This window comes from Streptomyces sp. NPDC021093, assembly GCF_044333135.1.
In the GTDB taxonomy this organism is placed as follows: Bacteria; Actinomycetota; Actinomycetes; order Streptomycetales; family Streptomycetaceae; genus Streptomyces.
This window is the reverse complement of sequence record NZ_JBIRQJ010000007.1, coordinates 435,161-457,197: the sequence shown is the minus strand read 5'-3', so window position 1 is coordinate 457,197 and position 22,037 is coordinate 435,161. Positions and strand designations below refer to the sequence as shown.

General features: G+C 67.7%; 18 protein-coding genes and 1 tRNA gene. 16 read left to right on the top strand and 3 right to left on the bottom strand.

From position 1 onward, the window contains the following. The 5 genes from ACH4SP_RS24140 to ACH4SP_RS24120 all read left to right on the top strand — a co-directional run bounded on the left by ACH4SP_RS24140 (position 1) and on the right by ACH4SP_RS24120 (position 4,344). A complete protein-coding gene (locus tag ACH4SP_RS24140) occupies positions 1-429 on the top strand; it encodes a MaoC family dehydratase (protein WP_398417592.1) in 429 nt (142 codons plus the stop codon). Between the two features lie 146 nt (positions 430-575). Next, on the top strand, positions 576-1,133 hold the full coding sequence (locus ACH4SP_RS24135; protein WP_398417591.1) for a TetR/AcrR family transcriptional regulator: 558 nt from the start codon (positions 576-578) through the stop codon (positions 1,131-1,133). Between the two features lie 81 nt (positions 1,134-1,214). Continuing rightward, positions 1,215-2,654: a DHA2 family efflux MFS transporter permease subunit gene (locus ACH4SP_RS24130; protein ID WP_398417590.1), complete on the top strand. Its 1,440-nt coding sequence runs from the start codon at positions 1,215-1,217 to the stop codon at positions 2,652-2,654. A gap of 106 nt (positions 2,655-2,760) precedes the next feature. After that, positions 2,761-3,150: a DUF3291 domain-containing protein gene (locus tag ACH4SP_RS24125; protein WP_398417589.1), complete on the top strand. Its 390-nt coding sequence runs from the start codon at positions 2,761-2,763 to the stop codon at positions 3,148-3,150. A 138-nt stretch (positions 3,151-3,288) separates the two neighbouring features. Next, positions 3,289-4,344, top strand: coding sequence for a UDP-N-acetylmuramate dehydrogenase (locus ACH4SP_RS24120; protein ID WP_398417588.1), 1,056 nt, complete (start codon positions 3,289-3,291; stop codon positions 4,342-4,344). Positions 4,345-4,439: 95 nt separating this feature from the next. Here the strand turns inward: ACH4SP_RS24120 and ACH4SP_RS24115 are convergent, their stop codons facing one another. Then, positions 4,440-5,072: an NAD(P)-dependent oxidoreductase gene (locus tag ACH4SP_RS24115; protein ID WP_398417587.1), complete on the bottom strand. Its 633-nt coding sequence runs from the start codon at positions 5,070-5,072 to the stop codon at positions 4,440-4,442. Positions 5,073-5,176: 104 nt separating this feature from the next. On the opposite strand from ACH4SP_RS24115, the gene ACH4SP_RS24110 reads away from it, so the two are divergent. After that, entirely contained in the window at positions 5,177-5,779 is a 603-nt protein-coding gene (locus ACH4SP_RS24110; RefSeq protein ID WP_398417586.1) for a TetR/AcrR family transcriptional regulator, read from the top strand. Positions 5,780-5,814: 35 nt separating this feature from the next. On the opposite strand, the gene ACH4SP_RS24105 is transcribed toward ACH4SP_RS24110, so the two are convergent. Beyond that, positions 5,815-6,834, bottom strand: coding sequence for an adenosine deaminase (locus ACH4SP_RS24105; RefSeq protein ID WP_398417585.1), 1,020 nt, complete (start codon positions 6,832-6,834; stop codon positions 5,815-5,817). Between the two features lie 121 nt (positions 6,835-6,955). Continuing rightward, complete coding sequence (locus ACH4SP_RS24100; RefSeq protein WP_398417584.1) at positions 6,956-8,182, bottom strand: pyridoxal phosphate-dependent aminotransferase; 1,227 nt, start codon at positions 8,180-8,182, stop codon at positions 6,956-6,958. Positions 8,183-8,377: 195 nt separating this feature from the next. Between ACH4SP_RS24100 and ACH4SP_RS24095 the strand changes: the two genes are divergently transcribed. The 10 genes from ACH4SP_RS24095 to ACH4SP_RS24050 all read left to right on the top strand — a co-directional run bounded on the left by ACH4SP_RS24095 (position 8,378) and on the right by ACH4SP_RS24050 (position 22,016). Then, a tRNA-Trp gene (locus ACH4SP_RS24095) sits at positions 8,378-8,450 on the top strand. A gap of 106 nt (positions 8,451-8,556) precedes the next feature. Beyond that, complete coding sequence (gene secE / locus ACH4SP_RS24090) at positions 8,557-8,835, top strand: preprotein translocase subunit SecE (protein ID WP_398417583.1); 279 nt, start codon at positions 8,557-8,559, stop codon at positions 8,833-8,835. An 82-nt stretch (positions 8,836-8,917) separates the two neighbouring features. Further along, positions 8,918-9,838, top strand: coding sequence for a transcription termination/antitermination protein NusG (gene nusG, locus ACH4SP_RS24085; protein WP_398417582.1), 921 nt, complete (start codon positions 8,918-8,920; stop codon positions 9,836-9,838). A gap of 176 nt (positions 9,839-10,014) precedes the next feature. Then, positions 10,015-10,449: a 50S ribosomal protein L11 gene (gene rplK, locus ACH4SP_RS24080; protein WP_214974378.1), complete on the top strand. Its 435-nt coding sequence runs from the start codon at positions 10,015-10,017 to the stop codon at positions 10,447-10,449. A 128-nt stretch (positions 10,450-10,577) separates the two neighbouring features. Further along, positions 10,578-11,300 carry a 50S ribosomal protein L1 gene (rplA, locus tag ACH4SP_RS24075; RefSeq protein WP_398417581.1) on the top strand — a complete coding sequence of 241 codons (723 nt, stop codon included), beginning with the start codon at positions 10,578-10,580 and terminating at the stop codon, positions 11,298-11,300. Positions 11,301-11,504: 204 nt separating this feature from the next. Continuing rightward, positions 11,505-12,452, top strand: a complete 948-nt coding sequence (locus ACH4SP_RS24070) for a hypothetical protein (RefSeq protein ID WP_398417580.1) — start codon at positions 11,505-11,507, stop codon at positions 12,450-12,452. A 331-nt stretch (positions 12,453-12,783) separates the two neighbouring features. Further along, positions 12,784-13,314 (top strand): 50S ribosomal protein L10, encoded by a 531-nt coding sequence (gene rplJ / locus ACH4SP_RS24065; RefSeq protein ID WP_362417190.1) that lies wholly within the window; start codon positions 12,784-12,786, stop codon positions 13,312-13,314. 111 nt (positions 13,315-13,425) lie between these two features. Next, the gene (gene rplL, locus ACH4SP_RS24060; protein ID WP_398417579.1) at positions 13,426-13,809 is read left to right on the top strand and encodes a 50S ribosomal protein L7/L12; all 384 of its coding nucleotides are present in this window, start codon (positions 13,426-13,428) and stop codon (positions 13,807-13,809) included. A gap of 693 nt (positions 13,810-14,502) precedes the next feature. Beyond that, positions 14,503-17,988, top strand: a complete 3,486-nt coding sequence (gene rpoB, locus ACH4SP_RS24055) for a DNA-directed RNA polymerase subunit beta (protein WP_398417578.1) — start codon at positions 14,503-14,505, stop codon at positions 17,986-17,988. Positions 17,989-18,116: 128 nt separating this feature from the next. Next, positions 18,117-22,016, top strand: a complete 3,900-nt coding sequence (locus ACH4SP_RS24050) for a DNA-directed RNA polymerase subunit beta' (protein ID WP_398417577.1) — start codon at positions 18,117-18,119, stop codon at positions 22,014-22,016. The last annotated feature ends 21 nt before the right edge of the window (positions 22,017-22,037 follow it).

Genomic DNA, 22,037 nt, shown 5'->3' with positions numbered 1-22,037 from the left:
ATGGCTGCCAAGATCGCTTACGCGGACGTCGAGGTCGGCACCGAGCTGCCCGCGCAGTCCTTCCCCGTGAGTCGCGCCACACTGGTGCGCTACGCGGGTGCGTCCGGTGACTTCAACCCGATCCACTGGAACGAGAAGTTCGCGGTCGAGGTCGGGCTGCCCGACGTGATCGCGCACGGCATGTTCACCATGGCCGAGGCGATCCGCGTGGTCACCGACTGGGCCGGCGACCCGGCCGCGGTCGTCGACTACGGGGTGCGCTTCACCAAGCCCGTCGTCGTGCCGAACGACGAAGAGGGTGCGCTGATCGAGGTCAGCGGCAAGGTGGCCGTCCTGCTGGACGACAACCGGGTCCGGGTGGACCTCGTCGCGATGAGCGCAGGCCAGAAGGTGCTGGGCATGTCCCGCGCGGTGGTCCGGCTCGGCTGAGACGATCGCGGGTGGGTCGAGGGTAAGGGGCGGTCTCCAGAGAGGCCGCCCCTTACTTCACAGCAGCCAGAGAGGCATCCCCTTGCTTCGCGGCAGTCCTGGCGAATCTCTTGACGTTGTTAGTGATTGGCCACTAACTTTCTTGCATGGTCAGGATGAGCGCAGAGGAGCGACGCGAGAGCGTGGTCCGTGCGGCGATGGTCGAGTTCGCCCGCACGGGATACCGCGGCACCTCCACCGAGGTGATCGCCAAGCGGGTCGGCGTCTCGCAGCCGTACCTCTTCCGCCTCTTCCCGAACAAGCAGGCCATCTTCCTCGCCGCGGCGAACCGTTGCGTCGAGGACACCACCGCGGTCTTCAAGAAGGCCGCGGAAGGACTGCAGGGCGCCGAGGCGCTGGACGCCATGGGGACGGCGTACCAGGCGCTCATCGCCGACGACCCGGACATGCTGCTCATGCAGATGCAGTTGTACGTCGCCGTGGCGTCCGCCGAAGTGGCCGGTGACCACGAGTTCGGCGAGGAGGTCAGGGCGGGCTGGATGGAGATGTACGACACGGTCCATCTCGCGCTCGGCGCCGACGCCGGGGAGACCACGCAGTTCTTCGCGTCCGGGATGCTCATCAATACCCTCGTCTCCCTGGGCTACCCGCCCGAGCACCGGGTCTGGACCGGTTTCCACGAATCGACCCATCCCAAGAAGTGAGCAGTGTGCGCCTCGCGCCATCCGCTTTCTCGTACCCGCAAAAGTTAGTGATCAATAACTAATCTGTAGGGGGAACAAGCAATGAACGAGCGAACGGGGACACCCCGGCGCACCGGCACCACCTGGACCCTGGTCATCACCAGCGTCGCCGGCTTCATGGCGGCGCTCGACAACCTCGTCGTCACCACCGCCCTGCCCTCGATCCGCGCGGACCTCGGCGGCGGACTGGCCGACCTCCAGTGGACGGTGAACGCCTACACGCTCACCTTCGCCGTCCTGCTCATGCTCGGCGCCGCACTCGCTGACCGCTTCGGCCGCCGCCGCCTCTTTGTGGTGGGCCTCGGCATCTTCACCCTCGCGTCGGCCGCCGCCGCCCTCGCGCCCGGAATCGACTCCCTGATCGCCGCCCGCGCGATACAGGGGGTCGGCGCCGCCATCATGATGCCGCTGACCCTCACCCTGCTCACCGCGGCCGTTCCCGCCGCCCGCCGCGGCGCGGCCCTCGGCATCTTCAGCGCCGTCACCGGCCTCGCCGTCGCCAGCGGCCCGCTCATCGGCGGCACCCTCACCGAGCACCTGTCCTGGCAGTGGATCTTCTGGCTGAACGTGCCCGTCGGCCTGGTCCTGCTGCCCCTCGCAGCCCTCCGCCTCAAAGAGTCGTACGCGCCGAACGCCCGCCTCGACGTCCTCGGCACCCTCCTCGTCAGCGGCGGCCTCTTCGGCATCGTCTACGCCCTGGTGAACGGCCAGGAGGACGGCTGGACCAGCGCGCCGATCCTCGCCGGACTCCTCGTCGGCACCGCGCTCCTGGGCGGCTTCGTCCACCACGGGTTCCGCAACAAGAACCCCATGCTCCCCATGCGCCTCTTCAAGAGCCGTGGATTCCTCGGCATCAACCTCGCCAGCCTGCTGATGTTCCTGGGCATGTTCGGCGCGATCTTCCTGCTCAGCCAGTTCCTGCAGGGCGTCCTCGGCCACTCGCCCACCGAGGCGGGCCTGCGGATGCTCCCCTGGACCGGGATGCCGCTGCTCGTGGCGCCGTTCGCGGGCATCCTCTCCGACCGGATCGGCGGCCGCCCGGTCGTCGCGGCAGGGCTCGCCCTCCAGGCCGTCGGTCTTGCCCTCTTCGCGCTGGTCATCGGCCCCGACGTGTCGTACGCGGCCCAGTTGCCCGGCCTGATCGTCGGCGGCGTCGGCATGGCCCTGTACTTCGCCCCGGCCTCCAGCGTCGTCATGGCGAGCGTCCGCCCCGCCGAACAGGGCATCGCCTCCGGCGCCAACAGCGCCCTGCGCGAGGTCGGCGGCGCCCTCGGCGTCGCGGTCCTGGGCGCCGTCTTCTCCGCACAGGGCGGCTACGAATCACCGGCCGCCTTCACCGACGGCACCGTCCCCGCCCTGTGGATCGGCGCCTTCGCGGTCGCCCTGGCCGCCCTCGCCGCCCTGCTGATCCCGCGTCGTACGAAGGCGGAGGAACCGGCCGGGCCGGCGGCCGACGACGACCGCGAGCTCGTCACCACCTGACACGCCGAACACGCCTCGTCCGCCCGGCACAGGTCACCGCCCGGCGCAGCTCACCGCCTGACACGGCACGCCCGTCCCAGCCCGACGATCCGAACGGAGAACCACCGTGCCCGACCTCCCCTGGCTCACCCCGCACCGCCCCGACCCGCACACCGAGGCGTACGCCATGGCCTCCCGCTTCGAGACCCGCACCCTCCTGGGCGCGTTCCGCTTCTTCGCCCGCGCGCCCCGCATCATGTGGCAGATCCGCACCGCACCCGGCGCCCACGGCGTCACCCTGCGGGCCCGCCCGCTGCGCCGCACCTTCTGGACGCTGTCCGTCTGGGAGTCGCAGGAAGCCCTCTACCGCTTCGCGGGCAGCGACCCGCACCGGTCCAGCGCCCGGGCGTTGAAGCCCCTGATGAAGGACTCGACGTTCACCTTCTGGCCCGTCGACACCGACACGCTGCCGCTCACCTGGGACGACGCCCTGAAACGACTGGACGCCCCGCACTGAACCGACCCGCACCTCCGTGCCGGACCACCCCGTACCTCAGCTCCGGCCCACGCCTTGCCCCGTGCCGAACCACCCCGCACCCAGCGGCCCCCGCCCGACCGGCGGGGGCCGCTTCCGCGCTCTCGTACGCTGGACCCCGTGCAGGAACTCCACGATGCCCCCCTCGCCCCCCTGACCACCTTCCGCCTCGGCGGCCCCGCGGCCCGCCTGGTCACGGCCACCACCGACGACGAGGTGATCGCCACCGTCCGCGAGGCCGATGCCGCAGGCACCCCACTGCTGATCGTCGGCGGCGGCAGCAACCTGATCATCGGCGACAAGGGGTTCGAAGGAACCGCCCTGCGCATCGCCACCAAGGGCTTCCAGCTCGACGGTACGAAGCTGGAGCTGGCCGCCGGAGAAGTCTGGACCGACGCCGTCGCCCGCACCGTCGAAGCGGGCCTCGCGGGCATCGAGTGCCTCGCCGGAATCCCCGGCTCCGCCGGTGCGACCCCCATCCAGAACGTCGGCGCGTACGGCCAGGACGTCTCCAGCACCCTCACCGAGGTCGACGCGTACGACCGGCGCACGGACGAGCGCGTCACCCTCACGAACGCCGAGTGCGCCTTCTCGTACCGCCACAGTCGCTTCAAGGAAGACCCGCACCGCTATGTGGTGCTGCGCGTGCGCTTCGAGCTGGAGGACGCGGGCGGGCTGTCCGCGCCGATCAAGTACCCGGAGACCGCCCGCACCCTGGGCGTCTCGGCCGGCGACCGCGTTCCCGCGGCGACCGCGCGCGAGACCGTGCTCGGCCTGCGCGCGGGCAAGGGCATGGTCCTGGACGAGGCGGACCACGACACCTGGTCGGCGGGATCCTTCTTCACCAACCCGATCCTCGACGAAGCCGGGTTCGCGGACTTCCTCGCGCGCGTCCACGACCGCCTCGGCCCCGACACCGCCCCGCCCGCCTTCCCGGCGGGGGAGGGGCTGACCAAGACGTCGGCGGCCTGGCTGATCGACCGCGCGGGCTTCACCAAGGGGTACGGGGACGGGCCCGCCCGCATCTCCACCAAGCACACCCTCGCCCTCACCAACCGGGGCCACGCCACCACCGAGGACCTCCTCGCCCTGGCCCGGGAGGTCGTCGAGGGCGTCCGCGAGACGTTCGGCGTGACCCTGGTCAACGAGCCGGTGACGGTCAACTGCGCCCTCTGAAGCCACGGGCACCTCAAGATCTGAAGCCACCGGCCCCTCAAGATCTGAAGGCATCGCGCCCCCTCAAGAGGGGGCCGGAGCGTCCTCTTGAGGCGTCAGTACGCCACCCCGACGCCCTGCTTCACCGTCGCGGGGTCCTCCAGCACCGCCAGCATCGCGTGGGCCACATCGGCCCGCGCGATCGTCCGGCCACTGCGCGGGGTGCCGCCGACGACCTTCCGGTACGTCCCGGTCAGCGGCTTGTCCGTCAGCTTCGGCGGCCGCACCGACGTCCAGTCCGTCGCCGAGCGCGCCAACTCGCCCTCCATGACGCGCAGATCGTCGTACACGCCCTTCAGAACGCGGCTGACCACCCGGCCGATCACCCGGTCCACGGCCGGCTGCCGCTCCGGCGCCGGGCCCACCGGGGCAGCGCTGACCACCACCAGCCGGCGGGTGCCCTCCGCCTCCATCGCACTCAGTACCACCCGGGTCAGCGTGGTGGTGATCCCGACGTCCTTGGTGCTGCGCGCCCCGAGGCCCGAGAGCACCGCGTCCCGGCCGGCCACGGCCGCGCGCAGTCCCTCCGGGTCCGCCAGGTCCGACCGGAACACCGTGAGCCGCTCGCCGGTCACCGCGAACCGCGCCGGATCGCGCACCACCGCCGTCACCTCGTGCCCCGCAGCCAGCGCCTGCTTGACGATCTCCTGCCCGATGCCGCCTGTGGCACCGAATACCGTGAGCTTCATCGCACACCCTCCTGGGGTGGGTGAGCATTCACTCACCCTGCCTCTAGAGTGGGTGAGCATTCACTCACCCGTCAACCCCCGCCATGAACCCGCCCGGAGCATCCATGCAGAAGCCCACCCGAGAGCGCATCCTCGACGCCGCCCACGAGCTGATGCGCACCCTCGGACTGTCCCGCGCCACCACCAAGGAGATCGCCCGGGCCGCGGGCTGCTCGGAGGCCGGGCTCTACAAGCACTTCGCGAGCAAGGAGGACCTCTTCGTCGCCGTGCTGACCGAACGGCTGCCCCGGCTCACCCCGCTGCTGCACCGCCTCGCACTCGACCCCGGCGCGCGCTCCGTCGAGGAGAACCTCACCGAGATCGCCCGCCAGGCCGTCCTCTTCTACGCCGAGAGCTTCCCGATCGCCGCCTCGCTCTACGCCGAGACCAGACTCAAGGCCCGCCACGACACCGCCATGCGGGACATGGGCACCGGACCCCACATGCCCATCGAGGGACTGGACGCCTATCTGCGCACTGAACAGGCCGCCGGCCGCATCGCCCCCACCGCCGACACCTTCGCGGCCGCCTCGCTGCTGCTGGGCGCCTGCGCGCAGCGCTCCTTCGCGTACGACCCGGAGGGGAAGATCGGCAAGAAGCCCCCGCAGGACATCGACGACTTCGCCGCAGCCCTCGCCGCCACCCTCCTGGAGGGCGTCAGCGGGTAGCGCTCACCCCTCGGGCATGCGTCGGCAGGCGACGCTCACTCCGCCAGCCACGCGTCGATCCCGCTCAGCAGCTTCTCCCGTACGCCCGCGGGTGCGGCCGACCCCCGTACCGACTGCCGTGCCAGCTCAGCCAGTTCGGCATCGGTGAACCCGTGGTGCTCCCGCGCCAGCTCGTACTGCGCCGCCAGCCGCGACCCGAACAGCAGCGGGTCGTCCGCCCCCAGTGCCATCGGCACCCCCGCATCAAAGAGGGTGCGGAGCGGCACGTCCTCGGGCTTCTCGTACACCCCGAGCGCGACATTCGACGAGGGGCACACCTCGCACGTGACGCCCCGGTCCGCGAGACGCTTCAGCAGCCGGGGGTCCTCGGCGGCCCGCACCCCGTGCCCGATCCGCGAAGCGTGCAGGTCGTCCAGGCAGTCCCGGACGGAAGCGGGCCCGGTCAGCTCGCCGCCGTGCGGCGCCGCGAGGAGACCGCCCTCGCGGGCGATCGCGAACGCACGGTCGAAGTCCCGTGCCATTCCCCGCCGTTCGTCGTTCGAAAGACCGAAGCCGACGATCCCGCGGTCCGCGTACCGCACGGCGAGGCGTGCCAGCGTCCGCGCATCAAGAGGGTGCTTCATCCGGTTCGCCGCGACCAGCACCCGCATCCCGAGCCCGGTCTCCCGCGACGCGCTGTCGACCGCGTCCAGGATGATCTCCAACGCCGGAATCAGCCCGCCGAGGAGCGGTGCGTACGACGTCGGATCGACCTGGATCTCCAGCCACCCCGACCCGTCCCGCACATCCTCCTCGGCGGCTTCGCGCACCAGCCGCTGGATGTCCTCGGGGGTGCGCAGACACGACCGGGCCGCGTCGTACAGCCGTTGGAAGCGGAACCAGCCCCGCTCGTCGGTCGCCCGCAGCTTCGGCGGCTCACCGCTGGTCAGGGCGTCGGGCAGATGCACACCGTGCAGGTCGGCCAGGTCCAGCAGGGTCGAGGGCCGCATCGACCCGGTGAAATGCAGGTGCAGATGAGCCTTGGGGAGCAGGGTCAGATCACGTACACGTTCCATCCAAGGATCTTGCCGTACGTGCGACGCGCCCGGAAGTGTCTTTTCCCCAACGGGTGCACCCCCGAACGCAGAAACGGTCCTCCGGCCACAGGGCCGGAGGACCGTCAGGTCCAGCGAGGCGTCAGTCGCGCGCCTCGGCCAGCAGCTTCTGCATCCGCGACACGCCCTCGACGAGGTCCTCGTCACCCAGCGCGTACGAAAGCCGCAGGTAGCCCGGGGTCCCGAAGGCCTCGCCCGGAACGACCGCGACCTCCACCTCCTCCAGGATCAGCGCGGCCAGCTCGACCGAGGTCTGCGGGCGCTTGCCGCGGATCTCCTTGCCGAGCAGCCCCTTCACCGACGGGTACACGTAGAACGCGCCCTCCGGCGTCGGGCAGACGACGCCGTCGATCTCGCCGAGCATCCGCACGATCGTCTGGCGGCGCCGGTCGAAGGCGGTCCGCATCTCCGAGACCGCGTCCAGCGGACCGGAAACGGCGGCGAGCGCGGCGACCTGCGCCACGTTGCTCACGTTGGACGTGGCGTGCGACTGAAGGTTCGTCGCGGCCTTCACCACGTCCTTCGGGCCGATGATCCAGCCGACCCGCCAGCCGGTCATCGCGTACGTCTTCGCCACGCCGTTGACCACGATGCACTTGTCGCGCAGCTCGGGCACGATCGCGGGCAGCGAGGTGAACTGCGCGTCGCCGTAGACCAGGTGCTCGTAGATCTCGTCGGTCAGCACCCACAGCCCGTGCTCGTGCGCCCAGCGGCCGATCGCCTCGGCGTCGGCCTCGCTGTAGACCGCGCCGGTCGGGTTCGACGGCGAGACGAAGAGGACGACCTTCGTACGCTCGGTGCGCGCGGCCTCCAGCTGCTCGACGGAGACCCGGTATCCGGTCGTCTCGTCGGCCACGACCTCCACCGGGACACCGCCCGCGAGCCGGATCGACTCCGGGTAGGTCGTCCAGTACGGAGCCGGGACGATGACCTCGTCGCCCGGGTCGAGGATCGCGGCGAACGCCTCGTAGATGGCCTGCTTCCCGCCGTTGGTGACCAGGACCTGCGAGGCGTCGACCTCGTAGCCGGAGTCGCGCAGCGTCTTCGCGGCGATCGCGTTCTTCAGCTCGGGGAGCCCGCCCGCCGGGGTGTAGCGGTGGTACTTCGGGTTCGAGCAGGCCTCGATCGCGGCCTGGACGATGTAGTCCGGCGTCGGGAAGTCGGGCTCGCCCGCGCCGAAGCCGATCACCGGGCGGCCGGCGGCCTTGAGGGCCTTCGCCTTCGCGTCCACGGCAAGGGTGGCGGACTCGGAAATGGCACCGATGCGGGCGGAGACCCGGCGCTCGGTCGGAGGAGTAGCAGCGCTCATGCGCCCCATCGTCCCAGACCATCTGCCGCCCCGGTACAGGGGTTTCGCAGACTGGTCCGGGGCACGTCGGAGCCCTTTCTGTTCGACGCGGGCCCGCGGAGCACGTACACTCACCTGTCGTTGGCCCACAGCAGCCCGCTCCGCCGAGCGCACTCCGTGCACTCAGTCGGATGCGGTAGGTTGGGGGAACCACAAAGGGTCGTAGCTCAATTGGTAGAGCACTGGTCTCCAAAACCAGCGGTTGGGGGTTCAAGTCCCTCCGGCCCTGCTACACACTCCTTCGCCAGGATGTGTGCGCATGTACGTACTTCTCTGCATTGTCGTGCGGCTCCACCGGGCGCGGCACGGCCACGACCCGGAATCAGGTGAGTAGCGTGACGGACGCCGTAGGCTCCATCGACATGCCTGATGCCCAGGACGAAGTACCGAAGAAGGCGCGAAAGGGCGGCAAGCGGGGCAAAAAGGGCCCGCTCGGCCGCCTCGCGCAGTTCTACCGCCAGATCGTCGCGGAGCTGCGCAAGGTCGTCTGGCCCACCCGCGGCCAGCTGACGACGTACACCACTGTCGTCATTGTCTTCGTCGTGATCATGATCGGCATCGTGACCGTGATCGACCAGGGCTTCTCCGCCGCCGTGAAGTACGTCTTCGGCTAAGCACTACTCGCGTAGGGCGCCTCCACTGGGCGCCCCTTTCGCGCGTTCCACCCATTTGTGTATCCAGGAAGAAGCAGCCACCGTGTCTGACCCGAACCTGAACGACGCCGTCGAGCCGGCGGCGGGCTCTGTCGAGTCCGTTGAGGACCAGACCGCCATCGTTGAGGCGGCGGACGCTGTGGAGCCCGACCAGGCCGAAGCTGCCGACGCCGCCGCGGGCGAGCCGGCCGAGGAGGCCGCCGTCCACGTCGAGGACGAGGCCGTCGCGGTCGCCGAGACGGACGAGGACGAGGCTGCCGCCGAGGACGCTGCGGAGGCCGACGAGGTCGACGCGGAAGCGGCCGAGGTCGAGGCCGACGAGGCAGAGGCCGAGCCCGCCGAGCCGGTGGACCCGATCGCCGCCCTCCGCGAGGAGCTGCGCACCCTGCCCGGCGAGTGGTACGTCATCCACACGTACGCCGGGTACGAGAAGCGCGTGAAGGCCAACCTGGAGCAGCGCGCCGTCTCCCTGAACGTCGAAGAGTTCATCTACCAGGCCGAAGTGCCGGAAGAAGAAATCGTTCAGATCAAGAACGGCGAGCGCAAGAACGTCCGCCAGAACAAGCTTCCGGGCTACGTCCTGGTGCGCATGGACCTCACCAACGAGTCCTGGGGCGTCGTCCGCAACACCCCCGGCGTCACCGGCTTCGTGGGCAACGCCTACGACCCGTACCCGCTGACCCTGGACGAGATCGTCAAGATGCTCGCCCCGGAGGCGGAGGAGAAGGCGGCCCGTGAGGCCGCCGAGGCCGAGGGCAAGCCGGCACCGGCCCGCAAGGTCACCGTCGAGGTCCTGGACTTCGAGGTCGGCGACGCGGTCACCGTCACCGACGGCCCGTTCGCCACGCTCCAGGCCACGATCAACGAGATCAACGCCGACTCGAAGAAGGTCAAGGGTCTCGTCGAGATCTTCGGCCGCGAGACTCCGGTCGAGCTCAGCTTCGACCAGATTCAGAAGAACTGACCCCTCCCGGGGCACTTCTGACAAGAGCTTCCGAACAGGTCAGATCGGGCTTCCAAAGCCGGTCTGACCTGCTCGGTTTTTAGCCGCACGTCTATACCCGTTATCGTTGTGCGGTATGCCTCCATCCGGATGATCGGATGGATGGCCGAAACTCTCACTAGGACCCGGAGAGAGCAATGCCTCCCAAGAAGAAGAAGGTCACGGGGCTTATCAAGCTCCAGATCAACGCGGGCGCCGCCAACCCGGCCCCGCCGGTCGGCCCGGCGCTCGGTCAGCACGGCGTCAACATCATGGAGTTCTGCAAGGCCTACAACGCCGCGACCGAGTCGCAGCGTGGCATGGTCGTGCCGGTGGAGATCACGGTCTACGAAGACCGCTCCTTCACCTTCGTGACGAAGACCCCGCCGGCCGCCAAGCTGATCCTCAAGGCCGCGGGTGTGGACAAGGGATCGGGCGAGCCCCACAAGACCAAGGTCGCGAAGCTCACCGCCGCTCAGGTGCGCGAGATCTCGACGGTCAAGCTCCCCGACCTGAACGCCAACGACCTTGACGCCGCCGACAAGATCATCGCCGGCACCGCCCGTTCCATGGGCATCACGGTCGAGGGCTGATCAGCCCCTTCTCGTACGAAAGCCCCTTTTCGTACGACAGTGGTAGGGCCACGCGCCGGCCCGCACCACGACTCCACACCTGCCATGCGGCGGCAGCCGCATGGTGAATACCTGACACAGGAGCAGCAGTGAAGCGCAGCAAGTCTCTCCGCGCTGCGGACGCCAAGATCGACTCGGAGCGTCTGTACGCCCCGCTCGAAGCCGTCCGTATCGCCAAGGACACCAGCTCGGTCAAGTTCGACGGCACCGTCGAGGTCGCCATGCGTCTGGGTGTCGACCCGCGCAAGGCCGACCAGATGGTCCGCGGCACCGTCAACCTTCCGCACGGCACCGGCAAGACCGCCCGGGTCCTGGTCTTCGCGACCGGTGACCGTGCTGCGGCCGCGGAAGCCGCTGGCGCCGACATCGTCGGCTCCGACGAACTGATCGACGAGGTGGCCAAGGGCCGCCTGGACTTCGACGCCGTCGTCGCCACCCCGGACCTCATGGGCAAGGTCGGCCGCCTCGGCCGCGTGCTCGGTCCGCGTGGTCTGATGCCGAACCCGAAGACCGGCACGGTCACCCCGGACGTGGCGAAGGCTGTCACGGACATCAAGGGCGGCAAGATCGAGTTCCGCGTCGACAAGCACTCGAACCTGCACTTCATCATCGGCAAGGTCTCCTTCGACGAGACCAAGCTGGTGGAGAACTACGCAGCGGCGCTGGAGGAGATCCTCCGTCTGAAGCCGTCCGCCGCCAAGGGCCGCTACATCAAGAAGGCCACGCTGGCCACCACGATGGGCCCCGGCATCCCGCTGGACGCCAACCGCACCCGCAACCTCCTCGTCGAGGAGGACCCGGCCGCCGTCTGAGTCCTCTGACTCGGTAGCTGCCGCGGGTTCCGCGCACCGAAGCCGGGTTGCACTCCTCTCCGCAGGAGTGCAACCCGGCTTTTCGCATCTCTCGTCCTTCTCCGGTACGTGGCCGTCTCCCCGGGTACGCGGTCACCGCCGTGCCTCCCGTTTCGATACGGTCGTAAGCACTGGTCAGGGGCCATTCATCAGAATTGAGGACACATGAACAAGGCACTCGTACGCCGCGCGGGTCTCTCCGTGCTGACGGTGGTCGCGCTGACCGGACTCGCCGCCTGCAACGGCGGCAACGGTGGCAAGCAGACCGAGGGCAGCAAGCAGACCGACGCCGGCAAGCAGGCCGACGGCGGCACCGACGGCACCGACAGCGCCCGCAGCGCGCTCAGCGTGCTCCAGGCCGCCCAGAAGAAGGCCGGTGCCGCCAACTCCGCGAAGATCGAGAGCACCATGTCGGTCGGCACCACGATGGGCACCGAGAGCAAGGGCGCGATCCGCTGGGACAACGGCGTGACCGGAGTCATGGACCTCAGGTACACCAGCGGCCCCATGGCCGAGAACCTGCGGAAGGCCGGCAGCGACGGCAGGATGAAGGCCCGCTACCTCCCCGACGCCTACTACGTCGACATGGGCCCCGCCTTCGCCAAGGACATGGGCGGCAAGTCCTGGATCCGGTACTCGTACGACGACATGGTCAAGCTGATGGGCCCCAGCGGCGCCCTGCTGAAGGACCAGATGCAGAACTCCACCCCGGAGCAGGGCGTGAAGCAGCTGCTCGCCTCCGGGCAGGTCAAGGAGGTCGGCAAGGAGGACGTCCGCGGCGTGCAGGCCACGCACTACACGGGCACCCTCGACGTCCAGAAGATGGCCGAGGCCAACTCCAAGCTCGACGCGAAGACCCTCGCGGGCCTCAAGAGCCAGCTGGAGCAGACGGGCGTCACCACCAGCACCGTCGACATCTGGGTCGACAAGGAGGACCTCCTGGTGAAGAAGACCGAGCGCTCCGAGTCGAAGATCGGCCCGATCAACTCCACCGTCTTCTACACGGACTACGGCGTGGACGTCGCCGCAGAGGCCCCGGCCGCGGACCGGACGCTCGACTTCAAGGACCTGATGAAGCAGCAGCAGAAGCAGCAGAAGCAGCAGCAGGGCTGACGGAGCGCGGCCGGACGGCCCCTCGGACCACGGCAGGACGGCCCTCGGGGCGGGGCCGTGGACGGGGGCCGTCCGGCCGATTTGCCTGACATCGACGCCGTCGCGTACTCTTCCGAGGAAGCCAAAGACCGCTGGTCGTTGTCGTGTGCTCGTAAGAGGGCGCGATGGCCGAAGGATCCGCTGGAAAGACGCGGACGACCTGCGCAGGTGTTCGTGGAAAGTTCCCGGTTCATTCTGGTTGAGCTCAGCCCCGTGCGCTTGCGCCGGGGCGTTTTCGTTTTTGCAGCCCCTTCTGAGCGGTCCTCATCACCCGGAAGGAGGCCGACGCTCTATGGCAAGGCCCGACAAGGCTGCCGCGGTAGCCGAGCTCGCGGACCAGTTCCGCAGCTCGAACGCCGCCGTGCTGACCGAGTACCGGGGTCTCACCGTTGCGCAGCTCAAGACGCTGCGTCGTTCGCTCGGTGAGAACGCCCAGTACGCCGTGGTGAAGAACACGCTGACCAAGATTGCGGCCAACGAGGCCGGGATCTCTTCGCTGGACGACCAGTTCACTGGTCCGACGGCGGTTGCCTTCATCACCGGTGACCCGGTGGAGTCGGCGAAGGGTCTTCGTGACTTCGCCAAGGAGAACCCGAACCTCATCATCAAGGGCGGTGTCCTTGACGGTAAGGCGCTGACCGCCGATGAGATCAAGAAGCTCGCGGACCTCGAGTCCCGCGAGGTTCTGCTCGCCAAGCTGGCGGGTGCCATGAAGGGCAAGCAGACTCAGGCTGCGCAGCTCTTCCAGGCGCTCCCCTCGAAGTTCGTCCGCACCGCGGAAGCGCTTCGCGTCAAGCTCGAAGAGCAGGGCGGTGCCGAGTAACTCGGCTCGCGCATTGGTCGTAACCCACTAGGGGGACGGCCGCAGCGGGCCGACAGTACGCCCGCCGACATTTACATCCGGCACCTGCCGAATTAGTGGAAGGACGCCATCATGGCGAAGCTCAGCCAGGAAGACCTGCTCGCTCAGTTCGAGGAGCTCACCCTCATCGAGCTCTCCGAGTTCGTGAAGGCCTTCGAGGAGAAGTTCGACGTCACCGCCGCCGCGGCCGTCGCGGTTGCCGGTCCGGCCGGTGGCGGCGCCGCTGCCGAGGCCGTCGAGGAGCAGGACGAGTTCGACGTCATCCTCACGGGTGCCGGCGACAAGAAGATCCAGGTCATCAAGGTCGTGCGTGAGCTCACCTCGCTGGGTCTGAAGGAGGCCAAGGACCTCGTCGACGGCGCTCCGAAGCCGGTCCTCGAGAAGGTCACCAAGGAGGCCGCCGAGAAGGCTGCCGAGTCCCTCAAGGGCGCCGGTGCGGCCGTCGAGGTCAAGTGACCCTCTGAGTCTCTGACTCTTTTTGCCGGAACAACGCCGTGAGGCGTAACGCCGGCACAGCCAAGGGCGATCACCCAATGGGGTGGTCGCCCTTCGGCGTTCCTCCGGCGGCTGGGCTCATCGCTCCCCGACGAGTATGGTGATCTTCGTTGTGCGCCCCGCAGACCCACTGTGCGCCCGCTGTACGCCGCTGAGGCGGTCCGGGCAGGTGACAAACCTCTGAGGGGGCGGGGGGCCTTGACGAACGGCACGCAGCGCGCAATTCTCAGGACGCGTCGTCACAACGATCCGACTCCGAGGCATGGATCGACGGCGAAGAGGGCAGTATCGAGGTGCGCTCACAGAGCGCGAGGGCTGGCCCCGTGGCGTTGGCACAACAGCAGGACGCAGAAGCAGTCAGGCAGGCGGTCAGTGGCCGGGGCAGTGGCGTTGACGCAGTGGCACGGACAGTGGCGTTGAGAAGAACAAAGAGGCCGATGAGGGTCCCAAAAAACCCGCTCTGGACATCAGTGGGCCAAGTGGCTACACTGACCCTTTGCGCTGCCTGTTAGCTGCCTCCTGCCCGTCACCAGGGGCATGCCCACTGTTTGGCCACTGAGGAATGAACTGCCCTGATCTGGGCTTTTCTGTCTCCGTGTCCAATGTGGGACCGGTACGCGCGTAGTGAGTCCGAGCCCTCGGAAGGACCCCCTCTTGGCCGCCTCGCGCAACGCCTCGACCTCCAATACGAACAACGGCGCAAGCACCGCCCCGCTGCGCATCTCCTTTGCAAAGATCAAGGAGCCCCTCGAGGTTCCGAACCTCCTCGCGCTGCAGACCGAGAGCTTTGACTGGCTGCTCGGTAACGCCGCTTGGAAGGGTCGCGTCGAGGCCGCTCTCGAGAGTGGACAGGACGTCCCCACCAAGTCCGGTCTGGAAGAGATCTTCGAAGAGATCTCCCCGATCGAGGACTTTTCCGGGTCGATGTCGCTGACGTTCCGCGACCACCGTTTCGAGCCGCCGAAGAACTCCATCGACGAGTGCAAGGAGCGCGACTTCACGTTCGCCGCCCCGCTCTTCGTCACCGCGGAGTTCACCAACAACGAGACCGGCGAGATCAAGTCCCAGACGGTCTTCATGGGCGACTTCCCGCTCATGACCAACAAGGGCACCTTCGTCATCAACGGCACCGAGCGTGTCGTGGTGTCGCAGCTGGTCCGCTCGCCGGGTGTCTACTTCGACTCGTCGATCGACAAGACGTCCGACAAGGACATCTTCTCCGCCAAGATCATCCCGTCCCGGGGTGCCTGGCTGGAGATGGAGATCGACAAGCGCGACATGGTCGGTGTCCGCATCGACCGCAAGCGCAAGCAGTCCGTCACCGTTCTCCTGAAGGCTCTCGGTTGGACGACCGAGCAGATCCTGGAGGAGTTCGGCGAGTACGAGTCCATGCGCGCCACCCTGGAGAAGGACCACACCCAGGGCCAGGACGACGCGCTGCTCGACATCTACCGCAAGCTGCGCCCGGGCGAGCCGCCCACGCGCGAGGCTGCTCAGACGCTGCTCGAGAACCTCTACTTCAACCCGAAGCGCTACGACCTCGCGAAGGTCGGCCGCTACAAGGTGAACAAGAAGCTCGGCGCCGACGAGCCGCTGAACGCGGGTGTCCTCACCAGCAAGGACATCATCGCCACCATCAAGTACCTGGTCCGGCTGCACGCCGGCGAGGTCGAGACGGTCGGCGAGTCGGGTCGGAACATCGTCGTCGAGACCGACGACATCGACCACTTCGGCAACCGTCGTCTGCGCAACGTCGGCGAGCTCATCCAGAACCAGGTCCGCACGGGTCTGGCTCGTATGGAGCGCGTCGTGCGCGAGCGCATGACGACCCAGGACGTCGAGGCGATCACGCCGCAGACCCTGATCAACATTCGCCCGGTCGTGGCGTCGATCAAGGAATTCTTCGGCACCTCGCAGCTGTCGCAGTTCATGGACCAGAACAACCCGCTGTCGGGTCTGACGCACAAGCGTCGTCTCTCGGCACTGGGTCCCGGTGGTCTGTCCCGTGAGCGGGCAGGCTTCGAGGTCCGTGACGTGCACCCGTCCCACTACGGCCGTATGTGCCCGATTGAGACGCCCGAAGGTCCCAACATTGGTCTGATCGGTTCGCTGGCTTCGTACGGCCGCGTCAACGCCTTCGGCTTTGTCGAGACCCCGTACCGCCGCGTCACCGAGGGTGTCGTCACCGACGAGGTCGACTACCTGACGGCCGACGAGGAAGACCGCTTCGTGATCGCCCAGGCGAACGCGATCCTCGGTGAGGACATGCGCTTCACCGAGTCGCGCGTCCTGGTCCGCCGTCGTGGCGGAGAGATCGACTACATCCCGGGCGACGACGTCGACTACATGGACGTCTCGCCGCGCCAGATGGTGTCGGTCGCGACCGCGATGATCCCCTTCCTGGAGCACGACGACGCGAACCGCGCGCTCATGGGCGCGAACATGATGCGTCAGGCCGTGCCGCTGATCACGTCCGAGGCTCCGCTCGTCGGCACCGGCATGGAGTACCGCTGTGCGGTCGACGCCGGTGACGTCATCAAGGCGGAGAAGGCGGGTGTGGTCCAGGAGGTCTCCGCGGACTACGTCACCGTCGCCAACGACGACGGCACGTACACCACGTACCGGATCGCCAAGTTCTCCCGCTCGAACCAGGGCACCTCGGTCAACCAGAAGGTTGTCGTCAACGAGGGTTCCCGGGTCATCGAGGGCCAGGTCCTCGCCGACGGTCCCGCCACCCAGCAGGGTGAGATGGCGCTCGGCAAGAACCTCCTCGTGGCGTTCATGCCGTGGGAGGGCCACAACTACGAAGACGCGATCATCCTCAGCCAGCGGCTGGTGCAGGACGACGTCCTCTCCTCGATCCACATCGAGGAGCACGAGGTCGACGCCCGTGACACCAAGCTCGGCCCGGAGGAGATCACCCGGGACATCCCGAACGTCTCCGAAGAGGTCCTCGCCGACCTCGACGAGCGCGGCATCATCCGTATCGGTGCCGAGGTCGTCGCCGGCGACATCCTCGTCGGCAAGGTCACGCCCAAGGGCGAGACCGAGCTGACGCCGGAGGAGCGCCTGCTCCGCGCGATCTTCGGTGAGAAGGCGCGCGAGGTGCGCGACACCTCGCTGAAGGTGCCGCACGGTGAGATCGGCAAGGTCATCGGCGTCCGCGTCTTCGACCGCGAAGAGGGCGACGAGCTGCCGCCGGGCGTGAACCAGCTGGTTCGTGTCTACGTGGCGCAGAAGCGCAAGATCACCGACGGTGACAAGCTCGCCGGCCGTCACGGCAACAAGGGTGTTATCTCCAAGATCCTGCCGATCGAGGACATGCCGTTCCTGGAGGACGGCACCCCGGTCGACATCATCCTGAACCCCCTGGGTGTGCCGTCCCGAATGAACCCGGGACAGGTCCTGGAGATCCACCTCGGCTGGCTCGCCAGCCGCGGCTGGGACGTCTCCGGACTGGGTGACGAGTGGGCGCAGCGCCTCCAGGTGATCGGCGCCGACAAGGTCGACCCCGGCACCAACGTCGCCACCCCGGTGTTCGACGGTGCGCGCGAGGACGAGATCACCGGTCTCTTCGAGGCCACGATCCCGAACCGCGACGGCGACCGGCTGGTCCAGCCCTCGGGCAAGGCCAACCTGTTCGACGGCCGCTCCGGCGAGCCGTTCCCGGACCCGATCTCGGTCGGGTACATGTACATCCTCAAGCTCCACCACCTGGTCGACGACAAGCTCCACGCGCGTTCGACCGGCCCGTACTCGATGATCACCCAGCAGCCGCTGGGTGGTAAGGCGCAGTTCGGTGGTCAGCGCTTCGGTGAGATGGAGGTGTGGGCGCTGGAGGCATACGGCGCCGCGTACGCCCTCCAGGAGCTGCTGACGATCAAGTCCGACGACGTGACCGGCCGCGTGAAGGTCTACGAGGCCATCGTCAAGGGCGAGAACATCCCGGAGCCCGGCATTCCCGAGTCCTTCAAGGTGCTCATCAAGGAAATGCAGTCGCTCTGCCTCAACGTGGAGGTGCTGTCCTCGGACGGCATGTCCATCGAGATGCGTGACACGGACGAGGACGTCTTCCGCGCAGCGGAGGAACTCGGTATCGACCTGTCCCGGCGAGAGCCGAGCAGCGTCGAAGAGGTCTGACGGGCCGGCCGGGAGTCCTCCCAGTAGAGGACTCCCGGCCCTCCCCGGACCCGTTCAGACCATTTGAAGTGCCCATTAATCTCGCTCACGCGAGGGGCTCGAACCCCCGAAAGAGGGATTGACGACAAGTGCTCGACGTCAACTTCTTCGACGAGCTGCGGATTGGCCTCGCCACCGCGGACGACATCCGGACCTGGTCCCACGGCGAAGTGAAGAAGCCGGAGACCATCAACTACCGCACGCTCAAGCCCGAAAAGGACGGACTCTTCTGCGAGAAGATCTTCGGTCCGACCCGGGACTGGGAGTGCTACTGCGGCAAGTACAAGCGTGTCCGCTTCAAGGGCATCATCTGTGAGCGCTGCGGCGTCGAGGTCACTCGCGCCAAGGTGCGTCGTGAGCGGATGGGCCACATTGAGCTGGCCGCGCCCGTCACGCACATCTGGTACTTCAAGGGCGTTCCCTCGCGCCTTGGCTACCTGCTCGACCTCGCGCCGAAGGACCTCGAAAAGGTCATCTACTTCGCCGCGTACATGATCACCTTCGTGGACGAGGAGCGCCGGACGCGCGACCTGCCTTCGCTGGAGGCGCACGTCTCCGTCGAGCGTCAGCAGGTCGAGAACCGTCGTGACTCCGACCTGGAGGCCCGCGCCAAGAAGCTTGAGACCGACCTGGCCGAGCTTGAGGCCGAGGGTGCGAAGGCCGACGTGCGCCGCAAGGTGCGCGAAGGTGCCGAGCGCGAGATGAAGCAGCTCCGTGACCGCGCCCAGCGCGAGATCGACCGCCTCGACGAGGTGTGGAACCGCTTCAAGAACCTCAAGGTCCAGGACCTGGAGGGCGACGAGCTCCTCTACCGCGAGCTGCGTGACCGCTTCGGCACGTACTTCGACGGTTCCATGGGTGCTGCTGCACTGCAGAAGCGCCTGGAGTCCTTCGACCTCGAGGAGGAGGCCGAGCGCCTCCGCGAGATCATCCGTACCGGCAAGGGCCAGAAGAAGACCCGTGCGCTCAAGCGCCTCAAGGTCGTCTCCGCGTTCCTGCAGACCAGCAACAGCCCCAAGGGCATGGTGCTCGACTGCGTGCCGGTCATCCCGCCGGACCTGCGTCCGATGGTGCAGCTGGACGGTGGCCGCTTCGCGACCTCCGACCTGAACGACCTGTACCGCCGCGTGATCAACCGCAACAACCGCCTGAAGCGACTCCTTGACCTCGGCGCCCCCGAGATCATCGTGAACAACGAGAAGCGCATGCTTCAGGAGGCCGTCGACGCGCTCTTCGACAACGGCCGTCGTGGTCGCCCGGTCACGGGCCCCGGCAACCGTCCGCTGAAGTCGCTGTCCGACATGCTCAAGGGCAAGCAGGGTCGATTCCGTCAGAACCTTCTCGGCAAGCGTGTGGACTACTCCGCGCGTTCCGTGATCGTCGTCGGCCCGCAGCTCAAGCTGCACCAGTGCGGTCTGCCGAAGGCCATGGCGCTGGAGCTCTTCAAGCCGTTCGTGATGAAGCGCCTGGTGGACCTGAACCACGCGCAGAACATCAAGTCGGCGAAGCGCATGGTCGAGCGCGGCCGCACCGTCGTGTACGACGTCCTCGAAGAGGTCATCGCCGAGCACCCGGTGCTGCTGAACCGTGCACCCACCCTGCACCGCCTCGGCATCCAGGCCTTCGAGCCGCAGCTGGTCGAGGGCAAGGCCATCCAGATCCACCCGCTCGTCTGCACCGCGTTCAACGCGGACTTCGACGGTGACCAGATGGCCGTGCACCTGCCGCTTTCGGCAGAGGCGCAGGCCGAGGCCCGCATCCTGATGCTGTCCTCGAACAACATCCTGAAGCCGGCCGACGGTCGTCCCGTCACCATGCCGACCCAGGACATGGTGCTCGGCCTCTTCTTCCTCACCACGGACGAGGAAGAGCGCAAGGTCATCGGTGAGGGCCGTTCGTTCGGTTCCTCCGCCGAGGCGACCATGGCGTTCGACAACCGGGAGCTCTCGCTCCAGGCGAAGGTCGACATCCGCTTCCCGATCGGCACCGTCCCGCCGCGTGGCTGGACCCCGCCGGTGGCGGAGGAGGGCGAGCCCGAGTGGCAGACCGGTGACTCCTTCCGTCTCCGTACGACGCTGGGCCGTGCGCTCTTCAACGAGCTGCTGCCCGAGGACTACCCGTTCGTCGACTACTCGGTGGGCAAGAAGCAGCTCTCCGAGATCGTCAACGACCTGGCGGAGCGCTACCCCAAGGTCATCGTGGCGGCGACGCTCGACAACCTGAAGGCGGCCGGCTTCCACTGGGCGACCCGTTCGGGCGTCACCGTGGCCATCTCCGACGTCGTCGTCCCCGAGGCCAAGAAGGCCATCGTCCGGGGTTACGAGGAGCAGGACGAGAAGGTCCAGAAGCAGTACGAGCGCGGTCTCATCACCAAGGAAGAGCGCACTCAGGAGCTCATCGCGATCTGGACCAAGGCGACCAACGAGGTTGCCGAGGCGATGAACGCGAACTTCCCCAAGACGAACCCCATCTTCATGATGGTTGACTCGGGTGCCCGAGGAAACATGATGCAGATGCGTCAGATCGCCGGTATGCGTGGTCTGGTGTCGAACGCGAAGAACGAGACCATCCCGCGGCCGATTAAGGCGTCGTTCCGCGAGGGTCTCTCCGTGCTGGAGTACTTCATCTCCACCCACGGTGCCCGTAAGGGTCTCGCCGACACCGCCCTGCGTACCGCCGACTCGGGTTACCTGACCCGTCGTCTGGTGGACGTTTCGCAGGACGTGATCATTCGCGAGGAGGACTGTGGCACCGACCGCGGCCTCAAGCTGAAGATCGCGGAGAAGGGCGCCGACGGCATCCTCCGCAAGACGGACGACGTCGAGACCAGCGTCTACGCCCGCATGCTGGCGGAAGACGTCGTGATCGACGGCAAGGTCATCGCGCCTGCCAACGTCGACCTCGGCGACGTGCTCATCGACCAGCTGGTCATGCACGGCGTGGAGGAGGTCAAGACCCGCTCGGTCCTGACCTGTGAGTCCGCGGTCGGCACCTGTGCCTTCTGCTACGGACGCTCGCTGGCCACCGGCAAGCTCGTCGACATCGGTGAGGCGGTCGGCATCATCGCCGCCCAGTCCATCGGTGAGCCGGGTACGCAGCTCACCATGCGTACCTTCCACACCGGTGGTGTGGCCGGTGACGACATCACCCAGGGTCTGCCCCGTGTCGTCGAGCTCTTCGAGGCTCGTACGCCGAAGGGTGTCGCCCCGATCTCCGAGGCCAAGGGCCGCGTGCGGATCGAGGAGACCGAGAAGACCAAGAAGATCGTCGTCACCCCGGACGACGGCAGCGAGGAGACGGCGTTCCCGATCTCCAAGCGTGCCCGTCTGCTGGTCGGCGAGGGCGACGCGGTCGAGGTGGGCCAGAAGCTCACCGTCGGTGCGACCAACCCGCACGACGTGCTGCGGATCCTCGGTCAGCGTGCGGTCCAGGTCCACCTGGTCGGCGAAGTCCAGAAGGTCTACAACAGCCAGGGCGTGTCGATCCACGACAAGCACATCGAGATCATCATCCGGCAGATGCTCCGCCGCGTGACGATCATCGAGTCCGGCGACGCGGAACTGCTGCCGGGCGAGCTCGTCGAGCGCTCGAAGTTCGAGACCGAGAACCGTCGTGTGGTCCAGGAGAGCGGTCACCCCGCCTCCGGTCGTCCGCAGCTGATGGGTATCACCAAGGCCTCGCTGGCGACGGAATCCTGGCTGTCGGCCGCCTCCTTCCAGGAGACGACCCGAGTCCTGACGGATGCGGCGATCAACGCCAAGTCCGACAGCCTCATCGGCCTCAAGGAGAACGTCATCATCGGTAAGCTCATCCCGGCCGGTACGGGTCTCTCCCGCTACCGCAACATCCGGGTCGAGCCCACCGAAGAGGCCAAGGCCGCGATGTACTCGGCCGTCGGCTACGACGACATCGACTACTCGCCGTTCGGCACGGGCTCCGGCCAGGCCGTTCCGCTGGAGGACTACGACTACGGTCCGTACAACCAGTAAGCGCGTGTAGCTGTACGTACG

Bases quoted from the DNA above. Each gene is read 5' to 3' on its own strand.
- ACH4SP_RS24140 (WP_398417592.1), top strand. From the start codon at position 1: ATGGCTGCCAAGATCGCTTACGCGGACGTCGAGGTCGGCACCGAGCTG.
- ACH4SP_RS24135 (WP_398417591.1), top strand. From the start codon at position 576: ATGGTCAGGATGAGCGCAGAGGAGCGACGCGAGAGCGTGGTCCGTGCG.
- ACH4SP_RS24130 (WP_398417590.1), top strand. From the start codon at position 1,215: ATGAACGAGCGAACGGGGACACCCCGGCGCACCGGCACCACCTGGACC.
- ACH4SP_RS24115 (WP_398417587.1), bottom strand. From the start codon at position 5,072: ATGAAGCTCACGGTATTCGGTGCCACAGGCGGCATCGGGCAGGAGATC.
- ACH4SP_RS24110 (WP_398417586.1), top strand. From the start codon at position 5,177: ATGCAGAAGCCCACCCGAGAGCGCATCCTCGACGCCGCCCACGAGCTG.
- ACH4SP_RS24105 (WP_398417585.1), bottom strand. From the start codon at position 6,834: ATGGAACGTGTACGTGATCTGACCCTGCTCCCCAAGGCTCATCTGCAC.
- ACH4SP_RS24100 (WP_398417584.1), bottom strand. From the start codon at position 8,182: ATGAGCGCTGCTACTCCTCCGACCGAGCGCCGGGTCTCCGCCCGCATC.
- rplK (WP_214974378.1), top strand. From the start codon at position 10,015: ATGCCTCCCAAGAAGAAGAAGGTCACGGGGCTTATCAAGCTCCAGATC.
- ACH4SP_RS24070 (WP_398417580.1), top strand. From the start codon at position 11,505: ATGAACAAGGCACTCGTACGCCGCGCGGGTCTCTCCGTGCTGACGGTG.
- rplJ (WP_362417190.1), top strand. From the start codon at position 12,784: ATGGCAAGGCCCGACAAGGCTGCCGCGGTAGCCGAGCTCGCGGACCAG.
- rplL (WP_398417579.1), top strand. From the start codon at position 13,426: ATGGCGAAGCTCAGCCAGGAAGACCTGCTCGCTCAGTTCGAGGAGCTC.